The sequence below is a fragment of the Massilia sp. BAP21 genome (assembly GCF_057801335.1).
In genome coordinates this window covers 2,127,238-2,146,062 of the sequence record NZ_CM173596.1, presented here as the reverse complement: position 1 = coordinate 2,146,062, position 18,825 = coordinate 2,127,238, and the positions used below count along the sequence as shown (strand labels likewise).

17 protein-coding genes are annotated in these 18,825 nt (G+C 65.2%); 8 read left to right on the top strand and 9 right to left on the bottom strand.

Features of this window, described 5'->3' with window-relative positions; all coding sequences use genetic code 11:
- Positions 1 to 12: 12 nt before the first annotated feature.
- Positions 13 to 1,215 carry an FAD-dependent oxidoreductase gene (locus tag ACWYRN_RS09450; RefSeq protein ID WP_488692150.1) on the bottom strand — a complete coding sequence of 401 codons (1,203 nt, stop codon included), beginning with the start codon at positions 1,213 to 1,215 and terminating at the stop codon, positions 13 to 15.
- A gap of 57 nt (positions 1,216 to 1,272) precedes the next feature.
- Between ACWYRN_RS09450 and ACWYRN_RS09445 the strand changes: the two genes are divergently transcribed.
- The 5 genes from ACWYRN_RS09445 (at position 1,273) to ACWYRN_RS09425 (ending at position 7,542) form a co-directional block, all read left to right on the top strand.
- The gene (locus tag ACWYRN_RS09445; protein WP_488692149.1) at positions 1,273 to 1,584 is read left to right on the top strand and encodes a hypothetical protein; all 312 of its coding nucleotides are present in this window, start codon (positions 1,273 to 1,275) and stop codon (positions 1,582 to 1,584) included.
- A gap of 218 nt (positions 1,585 to 1,802) precedes the next feature.
- A complete protein-coding gene (gene prsT, locus ACWYRN_RS09440) occupies positions 1,803 to 4,577 on the top strand; it encodes an XrtA/PEP-CTERM system TPR-repeat protein PrsT (RefSeq protein ID WP_488692148.1) in 2,775 nt (924 codons plus the stop codon).
- A 282-nt stretch (positions 4,578 to 4,859) separates the two neighbouring features.
- Positions 4,860 to 5,516: an N-acyl amino acid synthase FeeM domain-containing protein gene (locus ACWYRN_RS09435; RefSeq protein ID WP_229436083.1), complete on the top strand. Its 657-nt coding sequence runs from the start codon at positions 4,860 to 4,862 to the stop codon at positions 5,514 to 5,516.
- Between the two features lie 74 nt (positions 5,517 to 5,590).
- Positions 5,591 to 6,478 (top strand): ThiF family adenylyltransferase, encoded by an 888-nt coding sequence (locus tag ACWYRN_RS09430; RefSeq protein ID WP_488692147.1) that lies wholly within the window; start codon positions 5,591 to 5,593, stop codon positions 6,476 to 6,478.
- The gene (locus ACWYRN_RS09425) at positions 6,475 to 7,542 is read left to right on the top strand and encodes a nitroreductase family protein (protein WP_488692146.1); all 1,068 of its coding nucleotides are present in this window, start codon (positions 6,475 to 6,477) and stop codon (positions 7,540 to 7,542) included. The genes ACWYRN_RS09430 and ACWYRN_RS09425 overlap by 4 nt, the downstream gene beginning before the upstream one ends.
- 128 nt (positions 7,543 to 7,670) lie before the next feature.
- Here the strand turns inward: ACWYRN_RS09425 and pepA are convergent, their stop codons facing one another.
- From pepA to ACWYRN_RS09385, 8 genes are all read right to left on the bottom strand, one after another.
- Complete coding sequence (gene pepA, locus ACWYRN_RS09420) at positions 7,671 to 8,531, bottom strand: flocculation-associated PEP-CTERM protein PepA (RefSeq protein ID WP_488692145.1); 861 nt, start codon at positions 8,529 to 8,531, stop codon at positions 7,671 to 7,673.
- 183 nt (positions 8,532 to 8,714) lie between these two features.
- A complete protein-coding gene (locus tag ACWYRN_RS09415; protein WP_488692144.1) occupies positions 8,715 to 9,434 on the bottom strand; it encodes a GAF domain-containing protein in 720 nt (239 codons plus the stop codon).
- 65 nt (positions 9,435 to 9,499) lie between these two features.
- Positions 9,500 to 10,585, bottom strand: a complete 1,086-nt coding sequence (locus ACWYRN_RS09410) for a nucleotidyltransferase domain-containing protein (RefSeq protein WP_488692143.1) — start codon at positions 10,583 to 10,585, stop codon at positions 9,500 to 9,502.
- A complete protein-coding gene (locus ACWYRN_RS09405) occupies positions 10,582 to 11,499 on the bottom strand; it encodes an HprK-related kinase A (protein ID WP_488692142.1) in 918 nt (305 codons plus the stop codon). Before ACWYRN_RS09405 ends, ACWYRN_RS09410 begins: the two co-directional genes overlap by 4 nt.
- A complete protein-coding gene (locus ACWYRN_RS09400; RefSeq protein ID WP_488692141.1) occupies positions 11,493 to 11,777 on the bottom strand; it encodes an HPr-rel-A system PqqD family peptide chaperone in 285 nt (94 codons plus the stop codon). The genes ACWYRN_RS09405 and ACWYRN_RS09400 overlap by 7 nt, the downstream gene beginning before the upstream one ends.
- Positions 11,778 to 11,805: 28 nt before the next feature.
- Positions 11,806 to 12,480: a hypothetical protein gene (locus tag ACWYRN_RS09395; protein WP_488692140.1), complete on the bottom strand. Its 675-nt coding sequence runs from the start codon at positions 12,478 to 12,480 to the stop codon at positions 11,806 to 11,808.
- 222 nt (positions 12,481 to 12,702) lie between these two features.
- Positions 12,703 to 13,317, bottom strand: a complete 615-nt coding sequence (locus ACWYRN_RS09390; RefSeq protein ID WP_229436570.1) for an XrtA/PEP-CTERM system exopolysaccharide export protein — start codon at positions 13,315 to 13,317, stop codon at positions 12,703 to 12,705.
- Between the two features lie 170 nt (positions 13,318 to 13,487).
- Positions 13,488 to 14,288, bottom strand: a complete 801-nt coding sequence (locus ACWYRN_RS09385) for a S1 family peptidase (protein WP_488692139.1) — start codon at positions 14,286 to 14,288, stop codon at positions 13,488 to 13,490.
- A gap of 384 nt (positions 14,289 to 14,672) precedes the next feature.
- Here ACWYRN_RS09385 and ACWYRN_RS09380 point away from each other — a divergent pair, with 384 nt between their 5' ends.
- From ACWYRN_RS09380 to ACWYRN_RS09370, 3 genes are read left to right on the top strand one after another with little or no spacing between them, the layout of a single operon-like run.
- Entirely contained in the window at positions 14,673 to 16,184 is a 1,512-nt protein-coding gene (locus ACWYRN_RS09380) for an XrtA system polysaccharide chain length determinant (protein WP_488692138.1), read from the top strand.
- Between the two features lie 21 nt (positions 16,185 to 16,205).
- Positions 16,206 to 17,267: an XrtA-associated tyrosine autokinase gene (locus ACWYRN_RS09375; RefSeq protein WP_488692137.1), complete on the top strand. Its 1,062-nt coding sequence runs from the start codon at positions 16,206 to 16,208 to the stop codon at positions 17,265 to 17,267.
- On the top strand, positions 17,248 to 18,825 hold the full coding sequence (locus tag ACWYRN_RS09370) for a TIGR03016 family PEP-CTERM system-associated outer membrane protein (protein ID WP_488692136.1): 1,578 nt from the start codon (positions 17,248 to 17,250) through the stop codon (positions 18,823 to 18,825). Before ACWYRN_RS09375 ends, ACWYRN_RS09370 begins: the two co-directional genes overlap by 20 nt.

The window sequence follows — 18,825 nt, the reverse complement described above, 5'->3', positions numbered from 1 at the left end:
CGACGCTGGCGCTCAGTCCCCGTGCAAGGTCCCTGCGACCGGCACGGGGATTTTTTTCGCCTGCCGGGGCGGCGCGGCGATGCTGCGCACCATCAGCTGCGGGATGCCGGGCAGCTTCAGGCCCAGCCCGAACAGCACATCGCGCCACAGGCCGTTGCCCTCGGCCTGGAAACAGGGTGTCAGCGCCTTGCTGAACAGCTGGTAGTTGCGTACCGCGCACAGGCGCTCGTCCGAATACTGCGCGCCGCCTTCGATCGCGCCCTTTGCGCCGACCGCGTTGGCCAGTGCCAGCGCATCCTGCACCGCCAGCGTGCTCCCAAGGCCCAGCTGCGGACTCATCGCGTGCGCGGCGTCGCCGACCACGCACACCGGCCCGCTGGCCAGGCGTTTGGCGCGCGCGTGGCGGTAGGTGGCCAGCGCAAACTGGTCGTGGCCCACGATCTGTTCGACCACCGGATGCGATTCCGGCCACAGGGCCAGCAACTCGTCCTTCCAGTCCCCGATAGGCCGCGCCTGCCAGGCGGCATACGCGCTGCACGGCAGGCTCCAGAACATCGACAGGCGCAGCTTGCTGCCAATTCGCGCGGTCGGCATCAGCCCGTACATCTGGCGCGTGCCGCCGTAGCGCTGCTCGAGCAGGGCCTGGCCGGCCCAGTCGGCCACGTCGAACATGGCCCACAGCGCGCCCCACTTGTAGACCGTCGAGGCCACCGCCAGTCCGACCTGGGCCGGCAGCACGGAGGCGGCGCCATCGGAGATCACCACCAGGTCGAAGCGCCGATCCGCATCGGGCGTGACGATCGCCGCCTGTGCGCCATGCACCACCACCCGCTCGACCGGACTGGCATAGCGCACCTGCACGCCAAGGCCCAGCGCCGCATCGAGCAGCAGCTGCGCCAGCGCCGTGCGGCTGACGCCGCGCGCCTCGCCCTGGCCGTAATCGATATCGACGATGCGCCAGTTGCGGTGACAGGTGCCGCTCAGCCGCGTGACCGGCACGCTGGCCGCATGGAAGGCGGCGCCGACGCCGAGCGCATCCAGCGCCGCGATGCCCTGGGGCTGGATCAGGATGCCCGCGCCCAGCGGCACCAGAGCGCGGTGCTTCTCGAACACCGTCACCGCATGGCCGGCACGCGCCAGGGCAATGGCCGTGGCCAGCCCCGCGGTCCCGGCGCCGATGACTCCCACCTCCAGTGAGTTTCCATTTGGCATCATCAGGCCATTCTAGTAGATGTTCTAGAATGGCTCTACCGCTAATGGAGGGAGATTCGCATGCCGATCAAACCCGAACAACTCGCCGCACTGATGCGCGAAGTCGAGCAGGAAGACCCGATCGATTTCGCCGACCTGCCATTTGCCGAGGAAGACCTGCGCGAGCTGGTGGCCAGCCACCTGTGCGAGATGGCCGCGTCGATGGAGAACTTCAGCACCGAAGACCGCCTGATGACCCTGCTGGCGGTGTCGGCCAAGCTGGTGCTGGAAAACATGGTCCTGCACATACAGCTGCTGCGCCGCCATGGCTTGCCGGTGGGCGAAAACGTCGAGGCCCTGCTCGGCCGCCTGCGCAAGGGCGACGCCGGCTAGGGTTATATAGCCCCGAAAAGCCTCCTCCCTGCGAATAAATATTCCGCCGAATATTCCTCCAGGAAATAACGTTCTCAGGAGAAATCGCGTGCATGCAACAGCAATAAAAATGCGGGTAGGATTGTGCGGGATACATCCCATTCCTTGAGGTATTATTGTTAGTGAGGAAACTCGTCGCCCGCCTTTCGGACGGCACCTGCACAACCCCTGAGGAACCCATGTCCCGTAAAGTCTCCAAGATCACCCTGACCACCGCCGCCCTGACGAGCGCCCTTCTGCTCGGCGCCCTGGGTGGCTGCAGCCGCGACGAATCGACCGCAACTCTGCTGGCCGAGGCCAAGCAGTACCAGCAGAAAGGCGATACCAAGGCCGCCCTGATCCAGTTGAAGAATGCGGTGTCGAAGAGCCCCGAAGACGCCGAAGCGCGCCTGCAGCTGGGCACCCTGTATGTCGAGACCGCCGATCCGGTCTCGGCCGAGAAGGAATTGCGCAAGGCGGCCAGCCTGGGCGCCCCGGCCGAGCGCGTGCTGCCGCAGCTGGCGCGCGCCCTGCAATCGCAGGGCAAGTTCAAGGAAACGCTGGACGAACTGAAGCCGGAACTGGTGGCCAAGTCGGCTCCGCTGCTGGCCCTGCGCGGCGACGCCCTGCTGGCCCAGAACCAGCAGGACGAGGCAAAGAAATCGTATGAAGCGGCGCTGGCCCTGCAGGCGAACAATGGCGCGGCCCTGACCGGCCTGGCGCGCCATGCCCTGGTCAACCGCGACGCCGAAGCCGCCGAGCGCTATGCGACCGAAGCGATTACCAAGGACGCGAACAATGCCGACGTCTGGATGTTCCGCGGCGGCATGCTGCGCGCCACCGGCAAGAGCGACGAAGCCGTCAAGGCCTTCGACAAGGTGCTGGCCCTGCGTCCGAACGACCGCAATGCCAACGTCGAAAAAGCCTATATCCGCATCGAGCAGGGCAAGTACGCCGAAGCGCGCGCCGAGATCGAAGCCGGCCGCAAGGCCGCACCGAACAGCCTGGCCGTGGTCCATGCCCAGGCCCTGGTCGACTACACCGAAGGCAAGTACCCGGCCGCGCGCGAATCGCTGCAAAAGATCATGAAGAGCGCGCCGGAACACCTGCCGAGCATCCTGCTGGCCGGCGCCGTCGAACTCAACCTGGGTGCCAACGGGGCGGCCGAAAGCCACCTGCGCAAGTACCTGGCGGCCGACCCGAACAACCTGTATGCGCGCAAGCTGCTGGCCCAGGCCTTGCTCAAGGGCGCGCAGCCGGGCGACGCCGTCGCCGCGCTGGCCCCGGCCATCGACAGCACCAACGACCCGCAATTGCTGGCCCTGGCCGGCGAGTCCTACATGCAGGCGCGCGACTTCGGCAAGGCCACCGCCCTGTTCGAAAAGGCCGCCAAGCTGGCGCCCGACGCTGCCGTGGTCCACACCTCGCTCGGCCTGTCGCGCCTGAACCAGGGCGACAGCGCCCAGGCCATCAACGAGCTGCAGCGCGCCGCCGAACTCGATCCGAAGTCGCCGCGCGCCCTGACCGCGCTGGTCCAGGCCGAACTCAACCTGAAGCACTACGACAAGGCCCTGGCCGCGGCCGAGAAGCTGGAGCAGGCCCAGCCCGATAATCCGCAGACCCAGAACCTGAAGGCCTCGGTGCAACTGGCCAAGGGCGACGTGGCCGCCGCGCGCGCGGCCTTTGAAAAGGCGCTGCAGCTGCAGCCGACCTTCTTCCCGGCCGCCGCCAACCTGGCCCAGCTCGACCTGCGCGAGAACAAGCCCGACGCCGCCCGCAAGCGCTTCGAAACCATCCTCGAAAAGGACAAGAAGAACTTCGGCGCAATGGCCGCGCTGGCCGACCTGGCCATGCTGCAACAAAAGCCGGACGAAGCCACCACCTGGCTGGAAAAGGCGCAAGCCGAGAACCCGGATGCGATTCCCGCCGTGCTGAAGCTGGGCGTGCATTACCTCGGTACCAAGCAGGAGAAAAAGGCCCTGACCCTGGCACGCAAGTTCCAGGCCTCGAACCCGTCCAGCGCCGACATGCTCGACCTGCTCGGCCAGGCCCAGCTGGCCAACGACGACGCCCAGGGCGCACTCGACAGCTACAGCAAGCTGGCCGGCATGATGCCGAAGTCGGCCCTGGCGCAGATGCGCCTGGCCGGCGCCCAGGCGCGCCTGAAGAACGACGCCGCGGCCGCCGACGCGCTGAAAAAAGCCGTCGCCCTGCAGCCCGACCTGCTGCAGGCGCGCGTGGCCCAGGTGGAATTGGCCATGCGCCGCGGCCGCCAGGACGAAGCGCTGGCGATGACGCGCGAACTGCAGCAGAAGACCCCGGGTTCGCCGGTTGGCTTCCTGCTCGAAGGCGACCTCCAGCAGACCCTGAAGAAACCGGAACTGGCCGTGGCCGCCTACGACAAGGCGCTGGCGATCACCAAGTCGGGCGCGATCATGCTGCGCAGCGCCGAGACCCTGCGCCGGGCCGGCAAGACCAAGGAAGCGCAGGCGCGCATCGCGGCCTGGGCCAAGCAGAATCCGAACGATGCCTCGGTGCAGATGTACCTGGCCGAGTCGCACATGGCCGAGAAGCAGTTCAAGCCGGCCATCGCCATCCTCGAGGCCCTGGTCAAGCGCGAGCCGGGCAATGGCGCGGCCCTGAACAACCTGGCCTGGGCCTACCAGCAGGACAAGGACCCGCGCGCCCTGGCCACGGCCGAGCAGGCTTACAAGGCGGCATCGAACAACGCCGCCGTGATGGATACGCTGGGCTGGATGCTGGTGGAACAGGGCAATGTCGAACGCGGGCTGCCGCTGCTGCAAAAGGCGGTGGCGGGTGCGCCGGGGGCGCCGGAACTGCGTTATCACCTGGCGGTCGGCCTGAATAAATCGGGCGACAAGAAAGCCGCACGCAAGGAACTGGAAACCCTGCTGGCCCTGAATCGCCCCTTCCCGCAGCTCGAGGACGCGCGCGCGTTGCTGAAAACGCTATAACGTTCTACTATCTGAACATACTAAAAAAGCCATACAGGCAATTCGATAAATGGATGGATAGGGGTGCGTCACGCCGGGGTTTTCGACAAGCGAAAATCCTGGTGCGCACGTCACAATCGGGGTGCTGCCGGATGCCGGCAGCACCGTCAAACGAGGTGTCCGGCGATGACGAATAACCAAGATGTGAAAGAAAACGGAGATATATCCGTGGAAATTCTATCGAACGCTCATGTTTTTGAGGATCGCGATAATATAGCGAGCTCGGAATTAGAGGATGTTATCGTGAACCAAGATTCATATGGAATCCGGCTTACCGATACGGCGAAAGGACGCAATTCGGCCAGCATGCTGGTCAACAAGATGTATGCCTGGCGTGGCTATGCAGGGACGCACCAGTTCTCGGACGACCCCAATCGCATCACCCTCACCGCCACCGACAAGGGCGACGTGGTGGGGACCCTGACGCTGGGGATCGATTCGCCGATCGGCCTCATGGCGGACCAGATTTTCAAGGAAGAACTCGACGCCTACCGCGCGAATGGCGCCAAGCTGTGTGAATTCACCAAGCTCGCATTCGACCCCACGGTACGCTCGAAAACCTCGCTGGCCAACCTGTTTCACTTGGCAGTGATCTACGCCCGCGATATCCACGATTGCACGGATATCGTCATCGAAGTCAATCCGCGGCATCGCCGCTTTTATGAGCACATGCTCGGTTTTCAACGCGTGGGCGACGTCAAGACCAATCCGCGCGTGAATGCGCCGGCTTACCTCCTGCGTATCAGCCTCGATTATGTAACGGAGCAGATCAAGAGTCTCGGCGGCACCTGGTCGACCACCACCAACGAGCGTTCCTTCTATCCGTATTTCTTTTCGCCGCGCGAGGAACAGGGCATTATCAACCGCCTGCGCCGCATCGACGAACAGCAGGTCGCGTAATTCCATCGGCGGGCGCCTGGCGCCCTCCTTCCTGCTTCATTTCCGCTCCATTCCCCGCCTTTCCTTTTCCGCAGATGACGACTCCTTTCCCCTACGAGCAGGCTTTTTCCCGAAACATTGGCTGGGTAACGAAGGAGGAGCAGGCAAGATTGCGGCAAAAGCGGGTCGCCATTGCCGGCGGCGGCGGCGTCGGCGGCGTACATGCGATGACCCTGGCGCGCCTGGGCGTGACCAAGTTCCACATCGCCGACTTCGACAGTTTCGACGTGCCGAACTTCAACCGCCAGGTCGGCGCCATGGTCTCGACCCTGGGCCAGCCGAAAGCCGACGTGATCCGCCGCATGCTGCTCGACGTGAACCCGGACTGCGAAGTCACGGTCTTCGGCGAAGGCATCAATGCCGGCAACCTGGAAGCCTTCCTGCAGGGCGTCGACATGTACGTCGACGCCCTGGATTTCTTCGCCTTCGAGATCCGCCAGCAGACCTTCGCCCTGTGCGCCAGGCTCGGCATTCCGGCCAGCACGGTGGCGCCGCTGGGCATGGGCGCGGCCCTGCTGAACTTCCTGCCGGGCCAGATGACCTTCGAGGAATACTTCCAGTGGGGCGACCTGCCGGAAACCGACAAGGCCGTGCACTTCGTGGTCGGCCTGGCGCCGGCCGGCCTGCACCGCCCCTACCTGGTGGTGCCGGAAGCGGTGAACTTCGTCGAGCGGCGCGGCCCCTCGACCATCATGGCCTGCCAGCTGTGCGCCGGCGTGATGGGCACCGAAGCGCTGAAGATCCTGCTCGGCCGCGGCAAGGTATTGGCCGCGCCCTGGGGCGTTCAGTTCGACGCCTACCGCAACAAGCTGGTGCGCACCTGGCGCCCGGGCGGCAACAAGAATCCGCTGCACCGCCTCATGATTGCGGTGGGCAAGAAGCAGCTGGCCAAGGACCTGGCCGCCGCAGGAGTAACGCGATGAACATGCAGGCGATCGAACAGATCCTCGACCTGGCGCGCTGGGCGCCCAGCGGCGACAACATGCAGACCTGGCGCTTCGAGATCGCCGCGCCGGACCACCTGGTGGTACACGCCTACGATACGCGCGACCACTGCGTCTACGACCTCGACGGCCACCCGAGCCAGATCGCCTTCGGCACCTTGCTGGAGACGATCGCCATTGCCGCCAGCGGCCACGGCCTGCGCGCCGACATCGCGCGCCGCCCGGCCGGGCGCGAGACCCATCCGGTGTTCGACGTGCACCTGGTCGCCGATGCGGCCGTCGCGCCCAGCCCCCTGATCGGCGCGATCCGGGAACGCACGGTGCAGCGCCGCCCGATGAAGACCACGCCGCTCACGGCCGAGCACAAGCGCCAGCTGGAAGCGGTGGTGGCGCCCCACTACACCCTGGGCTGGCTGGAAAGCCGCGACCAGAAGTGGAAGGCGGCCAAGCTCATGTACAACAACGCGCGGCTGCGCCTGACGATGCCGGAGGCGTTCGACACCCACCGCAGCATCATCGACTGGGAAAACCGCGTCGAAAGCCCGGACAAGGTGCCGGCGAATGCCTTGGGCGTGGATGCCATGACCCTGCATTTGATGAAATGGGCAATGGTCAGCTGGCGCCGCATGAAGTCGGTGAACACCCTGATGGGCACCTGGGCCCCGCGCCTGCAGATGGACCTGGCGCCCGGCATGGCCTGCGCCGGCCACTTCGTGCTGCGCGCCGCCAGCAAACCGTCCTCGATCGACGACTACGTGGCCGCCGGACGCGCGCTGCAGCGCTTCTGGCTGACCATGACCACGCTCGGCCTCTACATGCAGCCGGAAATGACGCCGCTGATCTTCTCGAAATACGCGCGCGAGAATACCCGCTTCACCGCGGACGCACGCCTGGAAAACGCGGCGCGCGACCTGCAGCGCCAGACCGAAACACTGATCTTCGGCGGCGCCGGGCATCCGGTCTACATGGGGCGGCTGGGCTATGGGCCGCGGCCGACATCGCGTTCGGTGCGCAGGCCAGTGGCGGAACTGATGCAGCGCTGAGGAAAGCCACACCAAGCAAAACGGCAAGCCTGCGCTTGCCGTTTTTTTTGCACGCCCATCGGTAGGACGTAAAACAAAAAGAGCGGGCAAGCCCGCTCCTTTCGTAGTTTCAGGAAATTCCCGAAGACTTAGGCCTTCTTGGCGCGCTTGCGAGCAGCGACGCCGGCGCCCAGCATGGCGATGCCGAACAGGGCCAGCGAACCTGGCTCTGGCACTTCAGCCAGTTTGAACTGACCGTTGTTGCCGACGAAGAAGTACTGGCCAGGAGCATTGGCGTAGCTACCGCCGCCGCAGCCGGCGCCGCTGAAGCCGGCGAATTGGCAAGCGACTTCGCTGACCAGGGTGCCGTCAGGATTCGAGACGGTGTTGGCGTTGGTGAACGCGAACGACATGATCGATTCCATGGCCAGGTCGTCGCCGTTGCCGCGGAAGAAGTAACCTTCAGCCAGCGAGCCTGCCGCTGCGCGTGCCAGCACGGTCACTTGACCGTTGTTGGTTGGGTCGCCGCTTGCATCGACCAGGCCGCCGCCGCCTTGCAGCACGTTGAATTCAGCGATCAGGTTGCCCAGGTTGGCGCCGTACACGCCTTCGGTGCCGGCGTATTCGCCATCAACCGGGTTCTGGTACATGCGGATGGTGCCGCCGGTGAACGAGAACGCGCCGCTGAAGTTACCGGTACCGGTCGCTTCGAAGGTCGCGGTGATGTTGCCGCCTTCGTAGCCAACTGGGAACAGCTTGCCTTTACCGTCAGCCTGCACGATGTTGAACACAGCGTGTTCGGTGAACGAGAAGCTGTTGCCGCCGGTTGGGTTGATCTGGATGAAGGCATTGCCGTTCACGTCCAGGTATTCGTTGACTTTCTGGCCGGCTTCGTAGCCGCCGCCGTTCGGGTTGAACACCCAGTTGTTCAGGACAGGACCAGCGTGGGCGGCCGAGGCCATGGACATTGCAACAGCTGCAGCGCAGGTCAGTTTCTTCAGAAATTTCATGATCGGTAATCCTCGATGTGGTTGATCGGTTTTGGCAAACACACTCAACTATTAGCAAGGCCCGTGCCAGGAATTCACATTCTTTTAAAATCAATAACTTAGCAGTATTCGTTAAAGTTTCGCCAACTCATCTGTAAAGTATCTCGACATACATTTCTTATTGGAAAATGTCAAGAAGAATGTTTAATGTCTTTTGTGCAATTTGTTGTTGAGCTGGTCGATGATCTCGCTGGTGGCGCCCACGATCTGCGGGGCCTCGAAACCAGCACGCGTCAGCTCTTTATAGAATGAGCGGGCCAGGATGCGCGCCACCTGTTCCGGGTTGCGGTAGGCCGTCAGCGCCGGACCTTCGGCCTCGTGCGCCAGGGCTTCGCGGGCAAAACGCGAAGCCAGCAAGTGTTGTAATTGCGCTACCTGGATCGACTTGCCGATGAACAGGCAGACCACCTCGAACAAGACCAGGTCTGTTTCCGTGAAGCCCTTGCCGGCCACGTTGGCCACACCGACCGTGCGGCCATCGATGCGGATCGGCGCCGACATCATGCTGCGGCCCGGGTCGCCGGGGCGGCGCGCCAGCAGCGCATAGGCCGACTTGCCGATATCCTCGACCAGCAAGGCCTGGCCGCTGGCGAGCACCTGCCCGCAAATCGCCTCGCCGCGCCCGATGCTCGCTTCCAGCGCGGCTGCCGGCAGGCGGTCGCCGGGTGCGCCGGCATGGGCATGCACGCGCAGGCGCCCGTCTTCTTCCGTGGCGCCACCACTGAGCAGCATGATCGAGCAGCTGTCGGCGTCGAGCAGGCGTGCGCATTCGCGCGCCTGGCCTTGCAAGCTGTCTTCCAGGCTGCCCTCGAAGACGAACGCGCGCAGTGCTTGCAGGCGCTCCAGACCCTGGCTCCCTTCCATTCCACTTCCTCCTCGACAGGACACTGCCCGTCCATTGTTGTCCCGGCGGCCCTGCCGGCGCTTCCTTACTGCGCCGGCTCGGCCTTCGGGGACAGGAATGCCTTGTGAAACAAATGCCGCGACAGCATCAGCGGCGGCATGCGCAGCCAGTTACCGCGGATATATAGCGCGGCGCGGGCGGCGGCGCCGAAGGCGTCGGCGCAGCTCGGATGCGGCGGCTGCAGGGCGCGCAGGAACAGCGCGTCCATCAGCGCCAGCAGGGCCGGGTTCGGCGCGCCGGCGCGCGCAGCGTCCAGCACGCCGGCCGGCACCGGGGTCCCCAGCAGGCGCGTGCAGTAACGCAGGGCATAGCATAGCGGACGCGCCAGTTCCAGCTCGCGCGCACGGGCCGGCAAGGCCGCCCAGAAACCCGGATCGGCGCCGAAATGGCAGAGCAGGCGGTGCAGGTCGAACAGATCGCGCAGGCCGTGGTGGTATTCGCCCTCGGAAAACAGGTGCACCGCGCTGTGCAGCACCATGTCGCAAGGCGCGAGGGTGTAGTAGCCGTCGCGGCCGGGAATCGCCCGTGCGCCGGCGCGCAGGCGCGCCGGGTCCGGGCGCACCGCCGCCGTTTCGGGCAGGATCGCGTGGTGCACGTCGATCACGCTGGCGCGGCGCACGTGCTGCATCGGCGGCAGCTCGTGCATCCATTCGCGGTAGTAGCGCTGGTCGTATTCGTCGTGGTGGCTGCCGGCCCAGCCGTGCAGCATCAGCACGCTCTCGACGTCGGCCAGGCGCTCCTTGGGCACCAGGATGTCGACGTCCGAGAACAGCCGCCCGCCCCCGGCCGGCAAACCGGCTGCGGTATACGCCGCGCCCTTGAGCAGGATCAGCGGCAAACCGGTGTCGCGCAGCGCCTTCTGTATTTGCCGCAGCTCGAAAGCGACCGCCCGCAGGTGACGCTCCCATACCGTGCGCGACCAGGCGAGGCGGCGCCGCACGCGCGCCGGTAGCGCCGCCGATATGCCCGCTTCCTCGGCCAGCAGGCCCAGGGTGGCGGCCAGGTTCGACGCCAGCGCCTGGCGCAGCAGCAGGTCCCATTCGTCTTCGCTCATTCTGGCCATGCAGGCCGGCGCGCGCAGCGCGCGCAACAACAAGGGCATTTCCTTCATGCGCGCTCCAGCAGCAGGCGCTCGAACACGGCAACGGCGTCGTCCAGCATGCCGTAGCAGAAGTCGTAGGTGCGCACGGCGCCGACCAGGCGCGCCACGGCCTCGAAGCCGGCGGCGCCCAGCAGGCTGTAGTTGAAGGCGTTCCCGGCCAGGCGCATGTGGGCGCGCGCCGGCGCCACCGGCGTCAGTTCGGCCAGCGCGCCGGCGCGCCACTGCGGAAACACGATCCAGGCCGGGCTGGCCGCGTCCCCGGCGCGGGCGACGCTGTCGCTCGATGCGCGCATGTGCGCCACGGTACCCTTCACGGTATCGGCCACCGGACGCGTGAAGATGGCCTGTGGCGCATACTCGCGCAGGATGCCGATCGACGCGTTCTTCAGGCTGACCGGACGCGGTAAGGGGTCGATATTGCCGTCGTCCAGGCGCACCAGTGTCAGCTCGTCCGACAGCAGGCGCCAGCCGCGGTTGACCAGGGCTGCGCACAGCGTGCTTTTTCCCGATCCCGGCGGCGCCGGCAGGATCGCGGCGACGCCGCCCTTCTCGATCACCGCCGCATGGATGACCAGCCAGGAGTGGGCCTGGCTCGAGACACACCAGTTCATGGCCCACTCGAACATCGGAAAGGCTTGGTCCAGGGGCAGCGGCTGGAAAGGCGCCATGCCATCGTAGTGGAAATGCACTTGCGGGCGCAGCAGGCGGCGCAGGCCGCGCGAACCCGACAGGGCCACATGAAAGTCGGCCAGGCCACCCTCGCCCAGTACCGGATAGTCGGCGTACATGGTGCCCAGGGTCTCCGCCAGCAGCGCCAGCGGGCTTTTCACACAGGTGACGAAGGGGCCCGTCCGCAGCCGCAGGCCGGGGCCGCGCAGGCGTGCAACCAGTTCGTCCCGGCCCAGGCCGGCAACCGTCAGCATGGCAGGGCCTCGATCAGTTCGAGCGCAGCCAGGTCGTCCAGCAATGCAGTGAGGTCGTCCAGGAGGGCGGGGTCGGATGCGGCATCGCCGCCGTCGAGGGCAAGCAGCGCCAGTGCGGTCTGCGGCGCGGCGCGCAGCACCTCCAGCAAATCGAAGGCGGGCTGGTCCAGCAGGTGGGTGTCGCCTGTCAGATCGTTGAAGAGCACGCATTCGCCGTCATGGCAGCGGTGTGCCAGGCGCTGCCCGGGTGCCAGGCGCCAGGTCGGCGAACTGCTCATGCGTGACGGCGGCCTTTCAGTCAACTACTCAGCGGACAGTCGTCTGGACGTAAGCCGCAATCTCGGCGCCGGTCCACGGCCTTGCGCTGCGGCTCGGCCGATAGGAATTCTTGAGCGCAAATTCATCCCAGATCGTCACCACCGTCTCTTCCGGTAATACGCTCGGGGTACCGGCCAGGCGGGCGGAGCGGGCGTTGAGCAGGGCCGTGACAGCTTGCGAGGCAACAAACGACGTGTCGATGGCGGCCACTGCGTCCGGACGCTCGAGAACCTGCAACAACGTAACCGTCTTCAAGCCTTCGTATGCGCCCTGGGCGCGCAACACATCGCCGAACAGGGTCTCCGGGACAACGCCGGCACGCGCTTTCCAGGCGCCGGGATTGGCTTTCCAGTACGCCGCAGAGCGATTGTTGCTGCAGGTATTGTTCGGATCGTGGCTGCTTCCCTTGATCGACATAAAGCCTGACGGTGTCGTGCAGGTCTCGGCCAGATTGGCCGAGCTTGCCATGCCAGGCTGGCTGTATAAAGTCAGGATGACACCGGCCGCGCCGGCGCCGGCGCGCGTGAAGCGGCGTCGCGACGCGCCACGGGCGTCGAGCTGCCCCGGTGCCGCCGCGGCGTTTGCTCCCTGTTTTTCCTGCGTCCCGTTGGCCGGGGCGCTGCGGTCTTCGTGATCTTCCATATCGACGTTTTCCTGGGTCATCGAAAGTATGCCATAAGCCTGGCGAAGCCTTGCTCTCTTTATAGACAAAGCAAGCCCCGTACCAGCTCCAGTAAATTGACTAAATGCAACTAAAAATCAAGTACTTAGAAGGAGCGGCAGGGCGGCAGACCAAAATACAACGACGCCTCTGCAGCGCCGTTGTAAGAAAACCCGACAGTGCGTCGGCGCCGACAGAGGCTTGGAGTCTATCTCAGTAGGCTCTTAGAAGAAGCTCTCCGGGACCACCAGGATGTCGCCCGGGCGCATCGGCATGTTGGCCGAAATGTCGCCTTCCTTGATCAGGTCGTCAAGGCGCACGTTCAGTTTTTCCTGCTTGCCGTCGATCGTGCGGATGATGATGGCCTTGTTGCCCGATGCGAATTCGGTGACACCGCCGACGGCGATCAGCACATCCATCAGCGACATGTCGCGGCGATAGGCCAGCGCTTGCGGCTTGGCGGCCTGGCCAATCACGCGGATCTGTTCGCCGTAGTTGCCCACGAAGCCGGTCACGACCACGGTGACCACCGGCTGCTGGATGAACTTGGCCAGGGCGGTCTCGATATCGCGCGCCAGCGCGGTCGAGGTCTTGCCGGCGGCCGGCAGGTCTTCGACCAGCGGCGTAGTGATCTTGCCGTCCGGACGCACCGGCACCGACATCGATACTTCCGGATTGCGCCAGACGATGATGTTGACGGAGTCGCCTGGTCCGATCAGGTAGTCGGCCGGCGCGGCCTGGGCCATGGCAGCGGCCGACGGCGCGGCCGGTTTGGTGGCGCAACCCGCCAGGGCCAGGCCGCAGGCGACCGCCAGGGTCAGTTTCGTCAGGTTCGTCATGATCTTGTTCACGTCAATTCCTTTCCCGGCATGCAGCGACCGGCAACGCCCCGCTGTGTCGAATGCCACAAAATTGTTATTTAGCCATCAAACCGGCGTATTGTATCGTAATCGTGTTTCCTCAAAGGCATGCACGATTGAAATACTTCTCTTTTTTCATACTCGTTGCATCACGGCCTGGCCAAGAGTTCGGCGACGTACTGGGACGGTATCGCATAACTGATGCCGCTGGGCGTCGTAATCGCCGTTTCCTTCAAGCCTTTCACGAACACCATATTGATCACCCCCAGTACGGCGCCGCTGTCCGGATCGTAAACCGGGCTGCCGCTGTTGCCCGGATAGGCCGTGCCGTCGAGCTGGAAGATTTTCAGGCCTCCGCGCTGCAGTTGGGCGATGGCGCGCGCATCGAGGCGCTTCGAACTCATCGACGGCATGACGATCGGCGTCAGCGCCGACAAATTGGCGCGGTGGGTCACGTGGTTCAGTCCCAGCACCATGCCCAGAGGGAAGCCGGTAAACGCCAGCGCCTGGCCCTCGAGCGCGTTGCGCGAGTCGCCCAGCGCCAGCGCCGGCAGCGGCGCCCCACCCTCCAGGCGCAGGTGGGCCAGGTCGTGCTCGCGGTCGAGCGCCACCAGGCGCGCCGGGCGGAAAGCGATGTCCTGGCCGCTGCCGACCACCACGCCGAGCTGCTCCATCTTGGCGCCGTCGAGCTTGTCGGGCACGACGTGGGCATTCGTCACGATACTCAGGCCGTCGCCAACCGCGAAGCCGGTGCCGGTAAACATGACCGACGGGCTGCGCGTTTTGAGGAAGGTGCCGACCCCGACCACGGATGGCTTGACAAGTGGAATTGTACGGACCAGGCCATCGGCCCGCGCCGCCGGCATCGGCAGCACCAGCAGGCTGGCCACGCCCAGCACGGCGGCGCCCAGCCAGGCGCGAGGCCAATCGTAAAGCGGCCGCTGCGGCACTGATGCCCGCAGTTTTTTATTATTTCGATTAGGAATCAATCGTGCAGACCCTTTTGCATTTTAGACATTACAATACATCAGCTTGATGTTGAGCAAAGCGATCCTGTGCCCTTCCCCGGCACTTCTTAGGGTTGACCTAGTGCAACATCTTAGGCCCAGCAAAGTTTGCCTGCTGACAATAATACCTTGTCAGGCAAGCCTGGGCGCGGGTTTTATGCGTTGCAGCTAAGAATTTGTGTTGTAAGCAGTGCCATCCGGCGCGTTTATTAGCACGATTTTCCGGCACGCAATTGCAATTGCACAAACTACAAGCGATGATGCGGGTTCTTTGTTGATTGTTGTAGCCGGCGCAGCAGCGTCGGCATTCATGGCGAGACTGACGAGATGGCAGAAATAACAGCCCTTATCCTGAATTTCCTCAAGGCCATCGGTAAATACCGCTGGCATGCAGTGACCATCGCCTGGGTGGTGGCGCTGATCGGCTGGGCCATCGTGCTGCGGCTGCCCAACCAGTACGAGACCACGGCCCGGGTTTATGTGGATACCCAGAGTATCCTCAAGCCCCTGCTGTCGGGCATGACTTCGCTGCCGAACATCAACCAGCAGGTCACCTTCATGCGCCAGACCCTGATCAGCCGTCCGAACGTGGAACGGGTGATGCGCATGACCGACCTCGACGTGAAAGCGCGCGACGCCGACGAGAAGGAAAAGATGATCGACAACCTGATGTCGAAGATCACCATCGCCGGCACCGAACGCGACGACATCTATACGATCAGCTACCGCGCCCCCGACCCGAAGCTGGGCAAGGACGTGGTGCAGTCGCTGCTGACCATCTTCATGGAAGGCAGCTACGGCGGCAAGAAGCAGGAATCCGACAAGGCTGTCCAGTTCATCGACGACCAGATCCGCAGCTATGAAGAAAAGCTGGCGGCCGCCGAGAACACGCTGAAGGAATTCAAGATCAAGAACATGGGCCTGCTGCCGCGCGAAGGCGCCGATTTCGGCAGCAAGGTGGCCTCGGCCAGCGACGCCCTGAGCCAGGCCAAGCTGGAACTGGCCGAAGCCGAGCAGTCGCGCAACGCCATCCGCCGCCGCATGACGGGCGGCGGCAAGGACGGCGCCGGCCCGGTCGATCCGGAACTGGCCGAGCGCATCGCCACCACCCAGAAGAACCTCGACTCGCTGCGCCTGCAGTACACCGAGCAGCACCCCGACATCATCGCCACCAAGCGCCTGCTCGACCAGCTGCAGGAACGCAAGAAGGAAGAGGCGAAGAAAGGCGGCGTGAACCCGAACCTGGCCGCCAGCCCGATGATGCAGCAGCTGAACGTGACCCTGTCCGACGCCGAATCGCGCGTGGCCGCCCTGCGCGCCCGCGTCAACGAATACCAGAACCGCGTCAATACCCTGCGCACCCAGAGCACCACCGCGCCGGAAGTCGAAGCCCAGCTGGCCCAGCTGAACCGCGACTACCAGGTCAACCGCGAAAACCACCAGCGCCTGATCGAGCGCCGCGAACAGGCACGCCTGTCGGGCGATTTGTCCTCGGCCACCGACATCATGTCGTTCCGCGTGATCGAGCCGCCACTGGCGCCGGCCGTGCCGACCGGCCCGAACCGTCCGGTGCTGTTCACCGCCGCCTTCCTGGTGGCGCTGGCGGCCGGCCTGGCCGGCGCCTTCCTGATGAGCCAGTTCCGCCCGACCTTCCTGAGCCAGGCGGCGCTGCGCGAAGTGACCGGCATGCCGATCCTCGGCACCATCAACATGCACTGGACCGATGGCCAGAAGGTGCGCCGCAAGAAGCGCCTGTACGGCCTGGGCGCCACCGTGCTGCTGCTGATCGGCCTGTATGGCGCGGGCATTGCGACCATGATGGCCCGCCCGGGCCTGTAAGGAAGAATCTTAGGAGCGAATGTGAGCATTATCGAAAAAGCGGCCAGCCGCATTGACCACACCCGCAACACCCCTGCCCCGGCGCCCGTCGAGACCGACGAACAGGTGCTGGCGCTGAATCCACACACGGCGCCGCAGCCGGCCGTGAGCGCAGCCGCGCCGGCTCCGGCCCCCGCGGCTCCGGCCCCCGCGGCCATCCACGCTGTGCCGCTCGAGACCTTTGCGCCGACGCCGGCCGAAAGCGCCGCCGCCGCCGTGGCCTCGGCCACTGCAGCCACGGCAGCCGCGCCGTCCGCCCATGCGCACGCGGCGCCGTTCCCGCAGCAGCACACCGGCCGCGCCCCGAGCAAGCACAGCGCGCGCAAGGTCGACCTCGACCTGGCCCGCATGCGCGACGCCGGCATGGTGACCGCCGCCAGCGGCCGCACCAGCCTGCTGGAAGACTTCCGCGTCATCAAGCGCCCGCTGCTGAAACGCGCCTTCAGCGAAGCATCGATGCCGGGCCGTCCGAACAACCTGATCATGGTCACCAGCTCGCTGCCGGGCGAAGGCAAGACCTATTGCGCGATCAACCTGGCGATGAGCATCGCCATGGAACTCGACCACACCGTGCTGCTGGTGGACGCCGACGTGGCCCGTCCTTCGGTACTGCGCACGCTCGGCCTGCCGGCCCAGCGCGGCCTGATGGACATCCTGATCGACGACAAGCTCGACCTCTCCGACGTCATGCTGCGCACGAACGTCGATACCCTGAGCATCCTGCCGGCCGGCACCAGCACCCCGCGCGCCACCGAACTGCTGGCCAGCTCGACGATGAGCAACATGGTCAACGAGATCGCCAACCGCTATCCGGACCGCGTGGTCATCTTCGATTCGCCGCCGCTGCTGCTGACCAGCGAATCGCGCGTGCTGGCCAGCCACATGGGCCAGATCGTGATGGTGGTCGAGGCCCAGACCACGACCCAGCATGCAGTCAAGGAATCGCTGCGCCAGCTCGAAGGCTGCAGCAACGTGAACCTCATCTACAACAAGGCCCGGGACATCCCCGGCATCGAAGAAACGTATGACTATCACTACGGCTAAGCGTTCGCGCATGTTGCGTCCGCTTCGTCTGACACCAGTAGCGGCCGCGCTGTTGCTGGCCATGGCCAGCAACAGCGTCCATGCTGAATGGAAGGTCACCCCTTCCTTCAGCCTGACCGAGAGCTATTCCGACAACGTCAACCAGCGCGGCGACGCCACCAAGCGCTCGTCCTGGATCACCGAGGCCACGCCGGCGATCGCCGTGCAGGCGAACAGCTCGCGCGTGCAACTGAACGCGAATGCGCGCGCCTACTGGTACGACTACAGCGAAGAAGACGTGCCCGGCGTGCGCAACAGCCAGTACCAGTACGACGCCGACAGCCGCTTCAACGTGGTCGACCAGCTGTTCTACGTCGACGCCGGCGCCGGCGCCAGCTCGCGCAGCATTTCCGCCTTCGGCCCGCTGGCCGAAGACCCGAACGGCAACCGCTATACCAGCGAAAACCAGACCGACGTCAAGACCTGGCGCATCAGCCCCTACCTGACCCACCGCTTCGGTACGTTCGCTTCCGGCATCCTGCGCTACAGCCACGACAGCGTGAAGTCGGATTCGAGCAGCATCTTCGGCAACAGCACGGCCGACGGCGTGGTCCTCGACGTCGCCAGCGGCACGGGCTTTCGCAACGTCGGCTGGAACATCCACGTCGCGCGCCAGAACGTCGACAACGAGAACTTCGGCGACACCTCCTCGCAGAACGCGACGCTGGGCCTGAGCTACCGCGTCGGCACCAGCCTGAACCTGACCGCCACCGGCGGCTACGACAAGTACGACTACCAGGCCCTGGGCGGCGAGACCCAGGGCGCCAGCTGGTCGGTGGGCTTCGGCTGGGCGCCGTCGCCGCGCACCAACATCCAGATGTCGGTCGGCCGCCACTACCTCGGCAACACCGGCTCGCTGCTGGCCCTGCACCGCAGCCGCCACAGCACCTGGAAGCTGGGCTACTCCGACGCCGTCACGACTACCCGCTCGCAGTTCTCGCTGCCGGCCGCGATCGATACCGCCTCGATGCTCGATTCGCTGTTCACGGCGACCATCCCGGACCCGGTGCTGCGCCGCCAGGCCGTGGAAGCCTACATCCTGTCCGCCGGCCTGCCGTCTTCGCTGGCCGACAACATCAACTACCTGACCAACCGCTACATGCGCCAGAAGCTGCTGCAGGCGTCGAGCGCCTTCAACTGGCGCCACAGCAGCGCGGTGCTGTCGGCGTATGCCAGCGAGCGCACCGCGCTGTCGTCGTCGGAAAGCGACAGCGGCCTGCTCGGCAGCCAGCTGCGCGCCCTGAACGACAGCGTGCGCCAGACCGGCCTGACCGGCTCCTACAGCTACCGCCTGAGCGCCCGCTCGACCGCGCTGGCCTCGCTGTCGGCCAGCCATTCGCGCTCGCTCGACACCGACTTGAGCGGCAAACAGAACTCGCTGCGCCTGGGGCTGACCCACCGCTTCGGCCGTTCCGTGCGCGGCAGCCTGGAACTGCGCCGCACCACCGGCGACAGCGACATCACGCGCCGCGACTACACCGAAAACGCCGTCTCGGCCACCGTGACGGTGCAGCTCTAA